The sequence below is a fragment of the Streptomyces sp. NPDC050264 genome, from assembly GCF_040655895.1.
GTDB lineage: Bacteria > Actinomycetota > Actinomycetes > Streptomycetales > Streptomycetaceae > Streptomyces.
The window spans coordinates 377,896-393,845 of the sequence record NZ_JBFAKV010000005.1 but is presented as its reverse complement, the minus strand read 5'-3'; the positions used below and the strand labels follow the sequence as shown (position 1 = coordinate 393,845).

Genomic DNA, 15,950 nt, shown 5'->3' with positions numbered 1-15,950 from the left:
CCCCCGTGCTGTGCAACCATTTCGCCGATCCCCGATCGTTACGCAAAGCGGGCGCAAAGGGCTGGCAAACGTCGCAGGTCCGGGCTTTGATGGCGGCTCGGCGCGCCCCGATCTGCGGACGGGCCGGGGGATGCGGGAGTGGGGGAGTGACGTGAACAAAGGTCTGGGGCGCGTGTGGGCCGGGGCCTGTCTGACGGCGGCGCTCGCCGCCACGGCGGCATGCGGTTCGGGGGCGGACGACGGCGAGAACGGCGACAAGGGCGGCGGCAAGTCCACGGCGCAGCCGGCCCTGAAGCCGCTCGCCGAGGCGCAGTTGACGCAGGCGGTGATCACCGAGGCGGATGTGAAGGGCTACCGCGTCGGCAAGGTGCCCGACGCCGAGATCCCGGACGTGAGCGTGCCCGCGGAGCCGGCGGACTGCCAGGCGATCGCCGACATGTTCCTGCTCGGCTCCGAGCCCGACGCGGCCGCGCGGGTGGCCCGCTCGCTGACCAGCCTCACCGAGACGGACGCCACCGTGATCCAGATGGGCCTCCTCGCGCACGAGGAGGCGGACGCCGAGAAGGTGGTCGCGGATCTGCGCACGGCGAGCGAGAGCTGCGACGCGTACGAGCACACCGGTTACAAGTACAGCGGCATCGAGCCCCGCAAGGCCCCCGCTCTGGGTGACGAGGCCGTCTCGTACGCGATGACCGGCAAGATCGACGGCGAGACGATCCCGATGACGTACGTCGTCGTGCGCAGCGGCTCCACCCTGGCCGCCTTCTACGCCATGAACACCCTGGACGCGCAGCAGGCCGAAGTCCCGGCGAGGATCATCGAGGCGCAGATCGCCAAGCTGGAGAAGGCCGCACCGGCGAAGGCCTCCTGAGGACCGGTACGGGCGAAGGGCCCCGCAGGACGGAGCTGCGGGGCCCTTCGGCATCGGCTCCGACGTCAGGGCAGCGTCGGTGCCGCGGAGCGGCGCCGGGGGGTGACGCCGCAAGTCTCGGTCGGTCAACTGGCCGGTGGAGCAGGGGACTTGACGTGCAGGTGTGGACTTTCCCGCACATCGTGCTCGTGGTGCTGGTGCTACGGGGAGGGAGGCCGGCCGGCCCCGGGCGTCCCCAGGACCGGCCGTTCTCTTGGGTGACCGGGCTGCTGTCCCCTGCCGTCCGGTCACTGCACTGAAGCGAGGTCCCACGACGTACGGCATGACCGTGACGTCTCATCGCTCCAGCAGAGCCACGCGTGGTTCGATCGGACCGCCCCTGGCTGGCACGGACACCGGGACCAACGAAGCCCGGCGCGTCCGGGTCACGCGCCGTACGGGTGAGGGCGCATTCGAACTCAGATCCGGCCCCGGCAGAGTTCGAGAAGCGTCATCGCGAGCGAGGTGCCGGGCTTGCCGAGCGCGTCGCGGTAGTGGCCGAGCACCTCCATCTCGCGCGAGAGGTGCACGCGCCGCCCGCCCGAGGAGATCCGTGCCTCCTGTACGACGGCGGAGACGGCCATGCGTTCCTGGACGAGGCCGATGATCCGGTCGTCGAGCGCGTCGATGCGCTCGCGGGCGTCGGAGATCACGGCGGTGGTGGTGTCGGTGGTGCCGGTGGTGGCAGTCATGAGCGGGCTCCTGGTGTCGGTGCGGAGCCCCGGCCCGTCAGGCCCCGGAAACGACAGACGCCCCGGGCCTTGTCGGCCCGGGGCGCCTGGGAAGTCGCTTGTCAGTTGCTCAAGCAGCACGACCATGGCATCCGGCGGGCCGGCTGCCATAGGTAAAGACGAAGGTCGTCTGCGAGAACATGGCGGCCACTATAGCGCGCTGTTCCTTCAACCCCCTCCGGCGTTCGAGGAGCGGGTCCGGGGCGGAGCCCCGTGGCCTGAGGAGCAGCTGAGCCGAACCGGTAGAATCACGGGTACCCCCGCTCAGCCGCAGCCGGAAGGCAACCCGTGTCATCAGCTTCCGCTGCCGCCGCCCCCGACACCGTCCTGGTCGTCGACTTCGGTGCGCAGTACGCCCAGCTCATCGCCCGCCGTGTCCGTGAGGCCCGGGTCTACAGCGAGATCGTGCCGAGCACCATGCCCGTCGCGGAGATCCTCGCCAAGAACCCGGCGGCGATCATCCTGTCCGGCGGCCCCTCGTCGGTGTACGCGGAGGGCGCCCCGCGCCTGGACCGCGCGCTCTTCGAGGCCGGCGTCCCCGTCTTCGGCATGTGCTACGGCTTCCAGCTGATGGCGACGACCCTCGGCGGCACCGTCGACAACACCGGCGCCCGCGAGTACGGCCGCACCCCGCTGGCCGTCTCCAAGACCGACTCGACGCTCTTCGAGGGCACCCCGGCCGAGCAGCCGGTGTGGATGTCGCACGGCGACGCCTGCTCCGCCGCCCCCGAGGGCTTCACCGTGACGGCCTCCACCGAGGTCGTCCCGGTCGCCGCGTTCGAGAACGACGAGAAGAAGCTGTACGGGGTCCAGTACCACCCCGAGGTGATGCACTCCACGCACGGCCAGCAGGTCCTGGAGCACTTCCTGTACCGGGGCGCGGGCCTGCAGCCCACCTGGACGACCGGGAACGTGATCGAGGAGCAGGTCGCCGCGATCCGCGAGCAGGTCGGCGACAAGCGCGCCATCTGCGGCCTGTCCGGCGGCGTCGACTCGGCGGTCGCCGCGGCCCTCGTCCAGAAGGCCATCGGCTCCCAGCTGACCTGCGTGTACGTCGACCACGGCCTGATGCGCAAGGGCGAGACCGAGCAGGTCGAGAAGGACTTCGTGGCCGCGACCGGCGCGAACCTGAAGGTCGTCGACGCGAGCGAGCGGTTCCTGAACGCGCTGGCCGGGGTCTCCGACCCCGAGCAGAAGCGGAAGATCATCGGCCGGGAGTTCATCCGGGTCTTCGAGCAGGCGCAGTTGGAGATCCTCCAGGAGGACGGCCCCGAGGTCGCCTTCCTCGTGCAGGGCACCCTCTACCCGGACGTCGTCGAGTCCGGCGGCGGCACCGGCACCGCGAACATCAAGTCCCACCACAACGTGGGCGGGCTCCCCGACGACATCGAGTTCGAGCTCGTCGAGCCGCTCCGCCAGCTGTTCAAGGACGAGGTCCGCTCGGTCGGCGCCGAGCTGGGCCTGCCGGACGAGATCGTCCAGCGCCAGCCGTTCCCGGGCCCCGGCCTCGGTATCCGGATCGTCGGCGACGTCACCAAGGAGCGTCTGGACCTGCTCCGCGAGGCCGACGCGATCGCCCGCGAGGAGCTCACCGCGGCCGGTCTGGACCGCGAGATCTGGCAGTGCCCGGTCGTGCTGCTCGCCGACGTCCGCTCGGTCGGCGTCCAGGGCGACGGCCGCACCTACGGCCACCCGATCGTGCTGCGCCCGGTCTCGTCCGAGGACGCCATGACGGCGGACTGGACGCGGATGCCGTACGAGGTGCTCGCGAAGATCTCGACGCGGATCACGAACGAGGTCAAGGACGTCAACCGCGTCGTCCTCGACGTGACGAGCAAGCCGCCGGGCACCATCGAGTGGGAGTAGTCCCCACCCCGGCCGTACGTGACGGAAGGCGCCGCCCACCGCGATGGTGGGCGGCGCCTTCCGTCACGTAGGCACCTGGACGGCGCGTGGAGGGAGGCGCTCACCTCCGCTTCATCGTGCGCACGGCCTCGCCCGGCTTCCACACCTGCGCCACCAGATACGTGTCGTCCTCGATGTACGTCCTGGTGACCTCGGTGACTTCGGTGCGGAACAGGTGGAAGTCGTCCGGGTCGGGGACGTCGACCCGGCTGGTGTAGCCGGTGATGACCGCCGGGTCCTCGACGAGGTGGGCGCGGCCGCTGATCCGTACGTCGCCGCCGCCCATCGTGGTGCCCTCGCCCGGGTTCGTCTGGAGCGCGAACCGCGGGTCGCGCTCCAGGTCGCGGGCCTTGAGCGAGCCCGGCATCATGCCGAGCCACAACTCGCCGTCCAGGAAGCGGACTTCGAGCCCCGAGGTGCGGGGCGAACCGTCCTTGCGAAGGGTCGCCAGGACGTGGTGCGTGTGCAGGGCGAAGCGGGCCTCGACGGTCTTGGCGAGGTCCGGTTCGGCGGTGGCGAAGGCAGCCCAGTGCGACGTCATGCGTCGAGTCTGGCGCTGATACCCGACAGCCTCTGTCCGGATTCGGTGGTGATTCGCCGCGATCTCTTCACAGCGGGGACCTGTCGCCTTGGAGGTCACGGAGGTACCTTCCGCTCCATGTCGACGCAGAACCCCGCCCCGATCCCCCTCCCCACCGACCAGCTGCACTTCGCGATGCCGCCGGTGCACACGAACGCGGCCGACGAGCGGCGGTACCGCAAGGAACGGCTCGCGGGCGCACTGCGGATCTTCGGGCGGCTGGGGTACGAGGACGGGGTGTCGGGCCACATCACCGCCCGGGACCCGGAGTTCGAGGACTGCTACTGGGTGAACCCGTTCGGGATGCCGTTGCGGCACATCACCGTCGGCGACCTCGTGCTGGCCAACGGGGACGGGCAGGTCGTCGAGGGCCGCCGGCACGTCAATCAGGCCGCGTTCACCGTGCACGCCGAGGTGCACCGGGCCCGGCCGGACCTGGTCGCCGTGGCGCACTGCCACTCCCCGTACGGGCGCGCGCTGTCCGCGCTCGGCGAGCTGGTCGAGCCGATCACCCAGGAGGCCTGCGCCTTCTACGAGGACCAGGCGCTGCTCGACGAGTACACGGGGGTCTCCGTCGACGCGGGCGAGGGCAAGCGGATCGCCGCCGCGCTGGGCGGCTACAAGGCGCTCGTCCTGCGCAATCACGGCGTGCTGACCGTCGGCGACTCGGTGGACGCGGCGGCCTGGTGGTTCATCGCCATGGAGCGGTGCTGCCAGGTCCAGCTCGCGGCGCGCGCGGCCGGGCGGCCGATCCTGATCGACCGGCGGCAGGCCGCCGCGACCCGTGACCAGACGGGCGGCGACCTCGTCGCGTGGATCAACTACCAGTCCCTGTGGCAGGACATCACGCGCAGCGAACCGGAGCTGCTGGGCTGACCGGGACCGCCGGCGCGGCTAGCGGAAGTCACGGAGCACGATCCGCTTCGTCATCGTGAACTCCTCGTCCGTGAGCACCCCTTGCCGGTACAGCTCACCCAACTCCCGCAATCGGCGCAGGAGTACGTCGTGGTCGGTGCGGGGCGGACCGGGCAGGGCGGGAGTGCCGGCAGGCATGGACGGATGCGGCAGGCGGGCCGTGACCGCGGCCGCGACGAGGGCCGTCAGCAGGTCCTTGCGGGTGTTGCCCCACAGGTCGAGGGCGTACGGGTCCTTCTCCGGCGGCAGCTTCGCGTACGCCGTGCCCTTGAGGACGAATCGCAGCACGCCGTCCTCGTAACCGGAGTTGGGCACCCAGTCGACGCCGTCGAGGTCGTCGAGCGCGATGACGCGCGGGCCCGTCGCCCGCTTCACCCGGTCCGAGGTGTCGCTCCAGTCGATCCGGACGCGGCTGCCGTCGAAGGAGACCGTGCCGTCGCTGGAGCGCACGGAGACCGGCACCGCGGGCCCCGGCACGAGGTACGACTCGGCCGGTCCGTCCGGGAGTTGTTCGAGGAGCAGCGCCTGCCGGATCTCCTCGGCGACGTACTCCGCGACGCCGGAGCGGTCCGTGTCGACCGCGAGCCGGTAGGGGTCGGCGGTGTCCGGGAGGCGGCCGCCGGTGGCCTGCAGCAGCGGGTCGGCCGCCTCGCGCAGGGTGAGGCGGAGCCGGCCGCGCTTGCGCTCGGGTTCGTAGGCGACCCCGGTCACGGCCGTGAGCGGCACGCTGATCTCGCCGTACGTCTGCCGCAGCAGGGCCACGCTGCGGTGCAGACCCGGGGTGATGCGGACCGTGGTTCCGTCGAAGGCCCAGGTTCCGTCACGCTGGATGATCTCGGCCATACGAAAATTCTCGCAGCGTCGTCAACACTCCGGTCAATACGGACGAACCCTGTTCACCCCTCCGGTTCGGTCCCGTGCGCCGGAGCATGCGCCGCGTACGGCACAATTCACCTTCACCACAAAGAAGTTGACGAGTTGGCCAAGCGCCGACGGTCGACACAGAGGCTGAGGGCGGGGGCGTCGCGGTGGCGATGCAGGGAGTGCGGCAGGGGCAGGGCGCGCACGAGGGCGGATGCACGTGCGGCGACTGTCCGCACGGGGCGCGCGAGGGGCACCGCAGGGCAGTGGCCGCGTTCCTCGCGAAGCGGGACGTGCTGGCGTCCGGGGGCGGCCTGCCGGCCGCCGTCGCGCACTCGGCCGGGGCCTCCCGGCAGTGGATCTCCGACGAACTCACCCAGTCCGCCCAGGCGGTCGCCGCCCGCGCCCGGGAGGAGGGCGCGGCCTGGCTCGCGGGTCTGCGGCCGCGCACCCTGTACGTGGTGTGGGGCGGCGTCCTCGCGCTGCTGCTCGTGCAGGCGCTCACCGCGATCGGCGCGGGCTGGAGCGCCGCGCGCACGGCGGGCCTCGTCGCCGCGGTCGTCGTGGGCGGGCTGCTGAGCGGCGCCGCGTCCGTGCACCGGTCCCGTGGCGGCGTCCTCGCGCCCCTGATCGGCGAGGACAACCGGCTGTCGACGTCCCGCGCGGTGGCGGGCGTCGTGGTGCTCTTCGCGGTCTACGCGGTGCTCGTCCTCGCCGGTGAACTGGCCTCCGCGTCCGGCCACGGCGCCCGTGAAGACCTCATCGACGGCCTTGAACTCGCCCGCGGAGCAGGCCTGTTGACCGTGCTGGCCGTGGTGTGCGCCGTCGCGGTGCTGGTGCGCCGGGTGGTCGGCTTGCGCGTGCTCGCCCAACGACTGCAGAAGGTGCCCGCCGCCCGGCCGCGCGCCGCCGACCTGCTCACCGACGACTCCGGGCGCGGCAGCTTCACCGACACGCAGTACGTCGCCGTGTGCGCGGCCGCCCTCGTGTGGGCCGCGGCCCGCCTCGCCCGCCGCCCCGACCAGCTGCCCGACCTGCCGTGGGGCCTCACCGTTCTGGTGGCGGTCTCGGCGGCGACGTACATCTGCGGCAAGTACGCGGAGGGCGGCCGCCCCGTCGTCCTCTCCGTCGTGCGGGCCCGCGAGGCCGGTGACCTGGACGCGCCGATCCGAACCGGCGACGACATCGAGATCCGCGGCGCCGGATTCGTGCCGCCCGGCGCAGGCACCGCCGACCAGCTCGCCCGGGTCGCCGTGCGCATCGGCACCGTCCACGTCCACGTGCCGCTCGTCCCCGTCCCCGGCGGCTTCACCAACCCGGCGGACGCGCTGCTGACCGTGCCGGTCCCGGTGGACGTCGAACCCGGCCGGGTCGAGGTCCAGGTGATCACCGCGACAGGCGTCGAGACGAACCGCTGCGCCATAGACGTCGTCGATTGAGCCATGCTTCGGCGCAGCGGTGCATCGTTTCAGCTGATCGGCTCCGGAAGTGAGCCGAGCCACACTCTCGTACGTATGGTCGGGTAAAGAGACCGGGCGGGAAGCGCGGGGAGAGGCGGCGGACCAGAGATGACGCACGGCATGAGAACCGACCTGCACGGCAGTTACCTCCAACGAGGCAGCGGCGGCGACTGGCGCGACACCGCCCAGCGGTACGCCCTGGTGCCGCTGCGCATCTTCCTCGGCGTCACCTTCATCTACGCCGCCCTCGACAAGCTCACCGACAGCGCGTTCTTCGACGCGAGCGGTGCCGGGTCCATCGGGGAGCAGATGCGCAACGTGCGCGACATCTCCGCCATCCCCCAACTCGTCGACCTCGCGCTCAAAGCGCCGACGGGCTTCGGGTACGCGATTGCCCTCGGCGAGCTGGCGGTGGGGATCGGCGCGCTCCTCGGTCTGCTGACCCGGATCGCGGCGCTCGGCGGCGCGCTGATCTCCCTGAGCCTGTGGCTGACGGTGAGCTGGGCCACCGAGCCGTATTACCTGGGCAACGATCTGGCGTACCTGATGGCGTGGCTGCCGCTGATTTTGGCGGGGGCGGCGGTGTGGTCCGTCGATGCGTGGTGGAGGGGCCGGGGGCGTCGCTGACCGGGGTCCTTACGCGGTCGCGTCTGCCGCGTCCTGCCGTCGTGCGGGTGCGGCTCTCGTCGTGACTTCTCGCGCAGTTCCCCGCGCCCCTGGAGCATGCGGCTGCGCCGCAGCCCCATGGGCGCACGGAGTGCGCGAACAACCACGACGGTGGCGCACCCGCACGATGCCGCAACCTGGCAGACGCCCAGGGGCGCGGGGAACCGCGCGATCAGCCCCCACCGGGCCGCGGTGGCGCAACGAGGGTGACCAGCCCCGGGGCAGCAATCCACCAGGTTCAAGCGGAGCGCCGCCGTTTCAGGCGGATCGCTCGCGTGATCGTCCCCACCGCGGCCGCCAGGAACAGCCCCCCGCACACCAGCGGGATGATCACGAACCAGGGCGTGTCCCACGCGCCGCCCGCGTCGCCGAAATAGACGACCGCCGCGATCATCAGGGCCACCCCGGCGACCAGCCGGCCGGGAGAGAAGTCATGCCGCACGGGACACCTCCGCCTGTCCGAGACCGACCTCGACCTGAAGCTCCAGCACGCCGGAGGCCTTCGTGCCGGCGGGCGGTTCGAGCGTGATGGTCTTTTCGACATCGGGCCGGACGTCGACGTCGTTCGACTCGTCGCCGGGCAACTGGACGTCCCCGACGCCCACTTGGACGTGCAACTTCACGGTGTCGTCCTTCGGCAGCACGATCTTCGCCTGCCCGGCCCCGACCTGCACGTGCGTGGTCAGCGTCGTGCCCTTGGCGGCGTCCACCCTCGACAGGTCCAGCGTGCCGACGCCGGAGCCCAGTTCGTAGTGCGGCCGCAGTTCCGCCGCGCTCGCCGGGGTCCAGTCCGTCCGCACCCAGTCGGTGCCGATGTTCGCCGGGAGGGCGGCGGACGCGGCGAGCAGTCCCGCCGTGATCACCGCGAGGATCATCGCGCCCGCGCCGGTCCGGCCGCGGAACGCGCTGATCGCGATTCCCAGGCCGAGGACGCCGAGCGCGACGGCGAGCCCGGTCTGCAAACTGGCGCCGAACGAGCGGGACTCCCAGGACGCGCCGGTACCGACGGTGCCCGCGACGAGCGCGGCCAGGAATGTGAGGGCGCCGATGCCCCGGGGGCCGCGTGCCTGCGGCGGCGCGGCGGGCCGTTTGACCGCGGGCCCGGACCGGGCGGCGGCCCCCTCGGGCGTGAGGTCCTCGCTGCCCGCCGGACCCCAGAAGTAGCCGGTGCCGCCGACGTGCGTGCCGTCCTTGACGATCGGGTCGCGCCACCACGACGGCGCCGGGGAGACCGGCGGGGCCTGCGCTTCCGGCGGGGCGTCGGCCGCGGCCTGCACGGTGACGGGGTCGGGGTCGGCGGTGCGGCGCTGCTGCGACCAGTAGCCGGCGCCCGCGAGCAGCAGGGCGAGGACGACGGCGAAGGTGAGGGCGCCGCCGTTGTTCAGCATCGACAGGAAGACGCCGCAGCCGACCAGCGCGGTGACGATGGCCGCGAGGCCCGGCCCGTCGACGCGGCCGGTCAGGAGCTTGCGGAACTCGTTCTCGTCCTCGTCGTCGTACGGCACGAAGAGCCACGCGAAGCCGTAGAAGATCAGGCCGATCCCGCCGGTCACGGCGAGCACGGCCAGGCCGATCCGGAAGATCACCGGGTCCATGTCGCAGTGCCTGCCCAGGCCCGCGCACACGCCGCCCAGCGTCTTGTGCGGCCGGTCCCGGCGGAAGCGGTGTGCCGGGGCGGGCGGCGGCGGTTCCTTCTCGGCGGTGGGCACCGCGTCGTGAGGCTGCTCGGTCATACGTCCATGGTGACGGGCCCGCGCCGCGGACGGCAGCCGGGACAACCCTGGCCGGACCCTGAGATCACCCCTGAGTCCGACCTCGTACGGGCCCGGAGATCAGGGGCGTATCCGGGGCCGACCCTGATGCCCGGAACCGGTCCGGCGTGTGACGATCGGTGGCATGCCGGAAGCAGCGACCGCCCCTCTCACCGAAGACACGCGAGACCCGCGGCCGCCGCGCAAGCTCTACCGCAGCAGCGACGGCCGCTGGCTCGGCGGAGTCGCGCGGGGGCTCGCCGGGCATCTCGGTCTGCCGGTCGTCTGGGTGCGCCTGGTCTTCGTGGGCCTGTTCATGGCGGACGGGCTCGGGGCCCTGCTCTACGCGGCGTTCTGGTTCTTCGTGCCGCTGGGTGTGGGCGGGGTCGGCACCGGCCGGCCGCCGGTGCTCACCACCGAGACGGCCTCCGACGGGCGCCGCAGGCTGGTCGCGCGCCGCCCCGACAAGGGCCAGATCCTCGCGCTGCTGCTGATGGTCATCGTCGCGATGATCTTCGTGCAGAACGTGAACCTCACCGGCAACACCAAGGCGTACCTGGTCCCCACCGTCTTCGTCGGCGCGGGCGTGGCCCTCGTCTGGCGCCAGGCCGACAACGCGCGCCGGGCCCGCTGGGCCGAGGTCGGCCGCCGCAAACGCACCCTGAACCTGGCCCGCTCCGCCGCGGGCGTCGTCCTCGTCGGCACAGGTGTCACCGGCATCTTCGTGACCCAGGGCGCCACCGAACACCTCGGCTCGATCCTCCAGGCGGCGCTCGCCGTCCTCGTCGGCATCGCGCTGCTCGCGGGCCCCTACCTGATCCGCATGACCCAGGACCTGTCCGAGGAACGGCTGATGCGCATCCGCGCCCAGGAGCGGGCGGAAGTGGCGGCCCACGTCCACGACTCGGTCCTGCACACCCTCACCCTGATCCAGCGCAACGCGGACAGCGCCTCCGAAGTACGCCGCCTCGCCCGCGCCCAGGAGCGCGACCTGCGGGCCTGGCTGTACAAGCCGGCCGCCGCCGAGAACCCGCAGGAGCCCGAGACGGTCGCCGAGGCCGTCAAGCGCGACGCGGCCGAGGTCGAGGACAAGCACGGCGTCCCCCTGGAGGTCGTGGTCGTCGGCGACTGCCCGCTCGACGAGGGCCTGCGCGCACAGATGCAGGCCGCGAGGGAAGCGATGGTGAACGCCGCCAAGTACGGTGGCGAGGGCGGGGCTGTGCAGGTTTTCGCCGAGGTCGAGGGGGACGAGGTGTTCGTGTCCGTACGGGACCGCGGGCCCGGCTTCGATCTCGACTCCATCCCCGTGGACCGCATGGGCGTAAGAGAATCGATCATCGGCCGGATGGAACGCAACGGCGGGACGGCCCGGCTGCGGGCCGTCCCGGACGGCGGCACGGAGGTCGAACTGACCATGAAGAGGGCGGAGAGGACGTCATGACCGACGACGCAGCTGCAACAACCGGTGCGGCCCCCGAGCGGCACGTGCGGGTGGTGCTGGTCGACGACCACCGCATGTTCCGTACGGGCGTCCAGGCGGAGATCGGCCGCACCGAGACCACGGGCGTCGAGGTGGTCGGCGAGGCGGCCGACGTCGACCAGGCGGTCACCGTCATCGCGGCGACCCGCCCCGAGGTGGTCCTCCTGGACGTGCACCTCCCGGGCGGCGGCGGGGCCGAAGTCCTGCGCCGCAGCGCCCCGTTGATGTCGGACGCGCAGAACCCCGTCCGCTTCCTGGCCCTGTCGGTCTCGGACGCGGCGGAGGACGTCATCGGCGTGATCCGCGGCGGCGCGCGCGGCTACGTCACGAAGACGATCACCGGCACGGATCTCGTCGACTCGATCTTCCGGGTCCAGGAGGGCGACGCGGTGTTCTCGCCGAGGCTGGCGGGCTTCGTCCTCGACGCGTTCGCCTCGACGGACGCGCCGCCGGTGGACGAGGACCTCGACCGTCTCACGCAGCGCGAGCGCGAGGTGCTGCGCCTGATCGCGCGCGGCTACGCCTACAAGGAGATCGCCAAGCAGCTCTTCATCTCCGTCAAGACGGTCGAGTCCCACGTCTCGGCGGTCCTCAGGAAGCTCCAGCTGTCGAACCGGCACGAGCTGACGCGCTGGGCGACGGCCCGCCGCCTCGTCTGATCCGCCTCGTCCGACTACGTCTTCTCCCAGCGCAGCTCGCACCACACCGTCTGGCCGGCCCCGCCCGGACGCGGCTCCGATCCCCACCCGTCCGCCAGCGCCTCCACGGTCATGCCTGGAACGGCGCGTGGACACGCTGCTCAACATGGAGACGGAGGAGTTCGGCCCGTACCTCCTCGCCGTCGAGGCGCAGGGAAAGAAACACCCGGACAAGCCGGCCACGTGGGCGTACTACATCGCCTACCTCTGGTCGAAATACCGGCGGCCGACGACCCTTCTCGTCGTGTGCCAGGACCGGCGCACGGCGGAATGGGCGGCACAGCCCGTGTCCAGCGGGCCGGCGGCGATCCCCGGGCTGACCATTCAGCCCCTCGTCATCGGACCGCACAACATGCCGCGCATCACCAGCGCGGTCGAGGCCCGCAAGGATCCGACGCTCGCCGCGTTCTCGGCGATCACACACGCCGCCGACGAAAGGGTCGATGCCATACTGAAAGCACTCTCCACCGCCCTGCGGGACGACCCCGCGGGCCCGGCAAACCCGCTCATCGAATTCGTCGCAAAGGGCCTGAACAAGCGCCCGGCAGCCCAACAGTGGAGGCACCTGATGGCCGTCGATCTGTCCTTCTACAACTCCGACATGTCGGAGGAGATCCGCGATGAGGGCCGTGCCCAGGGCTGTGCCCAGGGTGAGGCGAAGGCCGTTCTCAGGGTTCTTGAGAAGCGTGGTGTTCCTGTCACCGATGAGGTTCGTGCCCGCATCACCTCGTGCGGAGATCTCGACACTCTGGATCTGTGGCTCGACCGCTCCGTCACCGCTGTCGATGTCGCAGAGCTTTTTGTCGAGGACAGGGCGGTTTCCGGAGGGTGAGGCTGTCCGGGTGAAATGCGGGAGGGCGGGTCTGTGCGGTCCGGGAAGAGGGCATGACCTGGGCAAACGTCATCGTCACGTACCTGAAAGGGACCCCATGCGTATTCGTACTGCTCTGGCCGTCACCGCCCTCGCCGCCGCGGCCGTGTTGGGCGCCAGTGGCACCGCCCTCGCCCACGACGACCAGGACGACCACTACTACGGCGGGGCGTCCGCCTTCCACTACGAGAACCTCGGCGGCCCCGCCGGCATCACCCGCGCCTCCGGTTACGCCGAGGGCGACCACGCCGATGGCGGCCAGGCCGGCTTCGGCTTCGCGAACCTCGGCGGCCCGGCCGGGATCACCGCGGCCTCCGGTTTCCAGAGCAACCACGGCGAGTAGTTCGCCAGTACCTCCGACGCACCTCACCGCGGCCCCGCCGGGAGAGATGCGGAGGCAAGGGGGCCCGCCGAGCAGGAGCGGGCCCCCTTTTCGTCTGCCCGCATCCGGGCGGGCGCACAGGCTCCCTTATGCCGACGGGCCGGGCGCCTTCCATCCCGCCCACGCCGAGCTCACCATCTCCCGAACATCCCGCTTCGCCGTCCAGCCGAGTTCCGTCGCGATCCGGGCGGCGGAGGCCACTACCCGGGCCGGGTCGCCGGGGCGGCGCGGGGTGACGAGTGGCGGGCGGTCGTAGCCCGTCTCCGCGTTGATGAGGGTGATCATCTCGTGGACCGAGACGCCTTCGCCGCGGCCGATGTTGAGGGTGAGGTCCGTGCCGGGGGCGGCTTCGGCGAGGCGGCGGGCGGTGGCGACGTGGGCCTCGGCCAGGTCGGTGACGTGGATGTAGTCGCGTACGCAGGTGCCGTCGGGGGTGGGGTAGTCGTCGCCGAAGATCCGGGGGGCCTCGCCCGAGGTGAGGCGTTCGAAGACCATCGGGACGAGGTTGAAGACGCCGGTGTCGGCGAGTTCGGGGGTCGCCGCGCCCGCCACGTTGAAGTAGCGCAGGGACGCCGTCGCCAGGCCCGTGGCGCGGCCTGTGGCCCGGACCAGCCACTCGCCCGCCAGCTTCGTCTCGCCGTACGGGCTCATCGGGACGCACGGGGTGTCCTCGGTGACCAGGTCGACGTCCGGCATGCCGTAGACGGCGGCCGAGGAGGAGAACACGAAGGAGCGAACGGCGTCGGCCGCCGTGACCGCCTCCAGGAGGACCCGCAGGCCTTCCACGTTCTCGCGGTAGTAGTGCAGCGGCAGCTCGACCGACTCGCCCGCCTGCTTCTTCGCGGCGAGATGGATGATGCCGGTGACGTCGTGCGCGGTGAACGTCCGGTCCAGGAGGGCGCGGTCGAGGGTCGATCCGACCACCAACTCGACGTCGGACGCCACCCGTTCGGCCACACCCGTGGACAAGTCGTCGTAGACGACGGGGCGTTCACCCGCCGCGCGCAGCGCGTGCACCACGTGGGCGCCGATGTAGCCGGCCCCGCCGGTGATCAGCCAGGTCATGTCGGTGAGGTCCCCTCGTCGTCGGAACCGGTGAACGTGCGTTCCCGGAGTTCAGTGAAACAGCCGTGCCGCCCTGCGCCGCACCACGGAGACCGCACCGCGCAGCCCCGGGGCCGTGCGCAGCGCGAGGGCGCCCGAGTGGGTGGCGTACGGCTGGGCGAGCAGCAGTCCGTGGCGGCGGCTCGGCACGGCGACCCGGCGCAGCAGTCCGGGGCCGTGGACGGCGTGTGCCGTGGCGTCGCGGTGGCCGCCGTCGGCGAAGTGCAGGCGCAGCCGGATGTCGCAGGTGCCGGGGCGGCCGAGCGCGGACAGGTCGAGCAGGGCCGTCGCCACCCACATCTCGTCCTCGGACAGGGCGGTGAACGCCGCCGTGCGGCGCTGCAGGACCGAGCCGCGCCGCCGTTCCACCAGTTCCACGTCCACGGTCCGCGGTCCCGCGTCGGCCACCCGCCCGTACAGCTCGTGCAGCAGCAGCTTGAGCCGGGTACCGCGGGCGCTCGGGCGCAGCTCGCCGTCGACGGCCACCGGGAGCAGGTCCATCGGGCGGTGCAGCAGGTGTTCGAGGGAGACCTGGGGCAGGTCGGGCGACCAGACGGGCGTGCCGTCGGGGGCGCGCGCGTACGGGGGCAGCAGCCGGGCGGGGCGGGCGGCGACCTCCTTGAGGCGGGGCAGGTCGCGGGGTGCCGGGGACGCGAGGATCAGGCGGCCGACGACGCGGCCCGGTGCCGGGGCCGCCTCGAAGTCGGCGGTGTCGAAGGACTCCAGGTAGGCGCGGGTCCGTGTCCACCATTCGGTGCGGTACGCGGGCCCGCGCAGATCGAGTTCACGCGCGTACATCCGCAGGGAGTGGTCGAGGAAGTAGGAGCGGGCGGCGCGGGCGAGCCGCTTCTGCGAGGCGTCGAGGAGGATGGAGACGGAGGCGCGGTGGGCGTCGAGGCGGGCCTGCCAGTTGTCGATGCCGGAGCGGTCGAGGGAGAGGGAGAGCTTTTCGGCGGCGCGGCGGACGTGCCACACGTAGACCCGGTCGGGGGTCAGGGCCATGCGCGGGGCGGCGGCGAGCACGCGCGCCGTGAACACGAAGTCCTCGTAGACGAACCGGCCGTCCGGGAAGCGGATCGCGTGCGCGCGCAGGAAGTCCGTGCGGTAGAGCTTGTTGACGCAGAGCGTGTCGTGGACGAGGCGCGGGCGGCGGGCCGGATGGCGGACCACGGACGCCTTCGCGTACAGCTCGGGCTGCCAGGGGGTCTCGTGCCCGGAGGGGAGTTCGCGCCGCACGCACAGGCCGGCGGTGACCTGCGCGTCGTGCCGTACGGCTGCGGCGAGCAGCGCGTCCACCGCGCCGGGCGGCAGCACGTCGTCGCTGTCGAGGAACATCACGTACGAGGAGGAGGCGCGGGCGATCCCGTCGTTGCGGGGCGTTCCGCAGCCGCCGCTGTTGGTCTCGCGGTGCACCACGCTCAGCCGTGGTTCGTGGGCGGCGAGTGTGTCGAGCAGGTCGCCGCTGCCGTCCGTGGAGCAGTCGTCGACCGCGATCACCTCGCGCACGCCCGGCCCCTGCGCGAGCGCCGAACGCACCGCGTCGCGGACATGGGCGGCGTCGTCGTAACCGATGACGATCACCGTGACGGTCGGGGTGGCCGGGGTGTTCGGGGTCGGAGAGTCCTGGGCGTTCACG

At 72.0% G+C, this 15,950-nt stretch carries 15 protein-coding genes and 1 pseudogene; 9 read left to right on the top strand and 7 right to left on the bottom strand.

Annotation, left to right across the window (positions count from 1 at the left end; genetic code table 11):
- Positions 1-151: 151 nt before the first annotated feature.
- Complete coding sequence (locus AB0J02_RS11520; RefSeq protein ID WP_363193378.1) at positions 152-871, top strand: hypothetical protein; 720 nt, start codon at positions 152-154, stop codon at positions 869-871.
- A gap of 458 nt (positions 872-1,329) precedes the next feature.
- Here AB0J02_RS11520 and AB0J02_RS11515 read toward each other — a convergent pair whose 3' ends face one another.
- Positions 1,330-1,602 carry a chorismate mutase gene (locus AB0J02_RS11515; protein WP_363193377.1) on the bottom strand — a complete coding sequence of 91 codons (273 nt, stop codon included), beginning with the start codon at positions 1,600-1,602 and terminating at the stop codon, positions 1,330-1,332.
- Positions 1,603-1,929: 327 nt separating this feature from the next.
- Between AB0J02_RS11515 and guaA the strand changes: the two genes are divergently transcribed.
- On the top strand, positions 1,930-3,507 hold the full coding sequence (gene guaA / locus AB0J02_RS11510; RefSeq protein WP_363193376.1) for a glutamine-hydrolyzing GMP synthase: 1,578 nt from the start codon (positions 1,930-1,932) through the stop codon (positions 3,505-3,507).
- A gap of 100 nt (positions 3,508-3,607) precedes the next feature.
- Here the strand turns inward: guaA and AB0J02_RS11505 are convergent, their stop codons facing one another.
- A complete protein-coding gene (locus AB0J02_RS11505) occupies positions 3,608-4,087 on the bottom strand; it encodes a pyridoxamine 5'-phosphate oxidase family protein (protein ID WP_363193375.1) in 480 nt (159 codons plus the stop codon).
- A 117-nt stretch (positions 4,088-4,204) separates the two neighbouring features.
- Here AB0J02_RS11505 and AB0J02_RS11500 point away from each other — a divergent pair, with 117 nt between their 5' ends.
- Entirely contained in the window at positions 4,205-5,002 is a 798-nt protein-coding gene (locus AB0J02_RS11500; RefSeq protein ID WP_363193374.1) for a class II aldolase/adducin family protein, read from the top strand.
- 18 nt (positions 5,003-5,020) lie between these two features.
- Here AB0J02_RS11500 and AB0J02_RS11495 read toward each other — a convergent pair whose 3' ends face one another.
- Positions 5,021-5,884, bottom strand: coding sequence for a DUF4429 domain-containing protein (locus AB0J02_RS11495; protein ID WP_363193373.1), 864 nt, complete (start codon positions 5,882-5,884; stop codon positions 5,021-5,023).
- 191 nt (positions 5,885-6,075) lie between these two features.
- Between AB0J02_RS11495 and AB0J02_RS11490 the strand changes: the two genes are divergently transcribed.
- Both AB0J02_RS11490 and AB0J02_RS11485 read left to right on the top strand, forming a co-directional pair.
- Positions 6,076-7,341, top strand: coding sequence for a hypothetical protein (locus AB0J02_RS11490; RefSeq protein WP_363193445.1), 1,266 nt, complete (start codon positions 6,076-6,078; stop codon positions 7,339-7,341).
- A gap of 141 nt (positions 7,342-7,482) precedes the next feature.
- Entirely contained in the window at positions 7,483-7,989 is a 507-nt protein-coding gene (locus AB0J02_RS11485; protein ID WP_363193372.1) for a DoxX family protein, read from the top strand.
- A gap of 277 nt (positions 7,990-8,266) precedes the next feature.
- Here the strand turns inward: AB0J02_RS11485 and AB0J02_RS11480 are convergent, their stop codons facing one another.
- Both AB0J02_RS11480 and AB0J02_RS11475 read right to left on the bottom strand, forming a co-directional pair.
- The gene (locus tag AB0J02_RS11480; protein ID WP_363193371.1) at positions 8,267-8,470 is read right to left on the bottom strand and encodes a hypothetical protein; all 204 of its coding nucleotides are present in this window, start codon (positions 8,468-8,470) and stop codon (positions 8,267-8,269) included.
- On the bottom strand, positions 8,460-9,761 hold the full coding sequence (locus AB0J02_RS11475) for a PspC domain-containing protein (protein WP_363193370.1): 1,302 nt from the start codon (positions 9,759-9,761) through the stop codon (positions 8,460-8,462). The genes AB0J02_RS11480 and AB0J02_RS11475 overlap by 11 nt, the downstream gene beginning before the upstream one ends.
- A gap of 163 nt (positions 9,762-9,924) precedes the next feature.
- On the opposite strand from AB0J02_RS11475, the gene AB0J02_RS11470 reads away from it, so the two are divergent.
- The 4 genes and pseudogenes from AB0J02_RS11470 to AB0J02_RS11455 all read left to right on the top strand — a co-directional run bounded on the left by AB0J02_RS11470 (position 9,925) and on the right by AB0J02_RS11455 (position 13,171).
- Positions 9,925-11,220 (top strand): PspC domain-containing protein, encoded by a 1,296-nt coding sequence (locus tag AB0J02_RS11470; RefSeq protein WP_363193369.1) that lies wholly within the window; start codon positions 9,925-9,927, stop codon positions 11,218-11,220.
- On the top strand, positions 11,217-11,918 hold the full coding sequence (locus tag AB0J02_RS11465) for a response regulator transcription factor (protein ID WP_363193368.1): 702 nt from the start codon (positions 11,217-11,219) through the stop codon (positions 11,916-11,918). The genes AB0J02_RS11470 and AB0J02_RS11465 overlap by 4 nt, the downstream gene beginning before the upstream one ends.
- 115 nt (positions 11,919-12,033) lie before the next feature.
- A pseudogene (locus AB0J02_RS11460) lies at positions 12,034-12,789 on the top strand (hypothetical protein); the annotation flags it as partial.
- Positions 12,790-12,886: 97 nt separating this feature from the next.
- Positions 12,887-13,171 carry a hypothetical protein gene (locus AB0J02_RS11455; protein ID WP_363193367.1) on the top strand — a complete coding sequence of 95 codons (285 nt, stop codon included), beginning with the start codon at positions 12,887-12,889 and terminating at the stop codon, positions 13,169-13,171.
- Positions 13,172-13,297: 126 nt separating this feature from the next.
- On the opposite strand, the gene galE is transcribed toward AB0J02_RS11455, so the two are convergent.
- A complete protein-coding gene (galE, locus tag AB0J02_RS11450; RefSeq protein ID WP_363193366.1) occupies positions 13,298-14,275 on the bottom strand; it encodes a UDP-glucose 4-epimerase GalE in 978 nt (325 codons plus the stop codon).
- Between the two features lie 51 nt (positions 14,276-14,326).
- The gene (locus tag AB0J02_RS11445; RefSeq protein ID WP_363193365.1) at positions 14,327-15,949 is read right to left on the bottom strand and encodes a glycosyltransferase family 2 protein; all 1,623 of its coding nucleotides are present in this window, start codon (positions 15,947-15,949) and stop codon (positions 14,327-14,329) included.
- Position 15,950 lies beyond the last annotated feature (1 nt).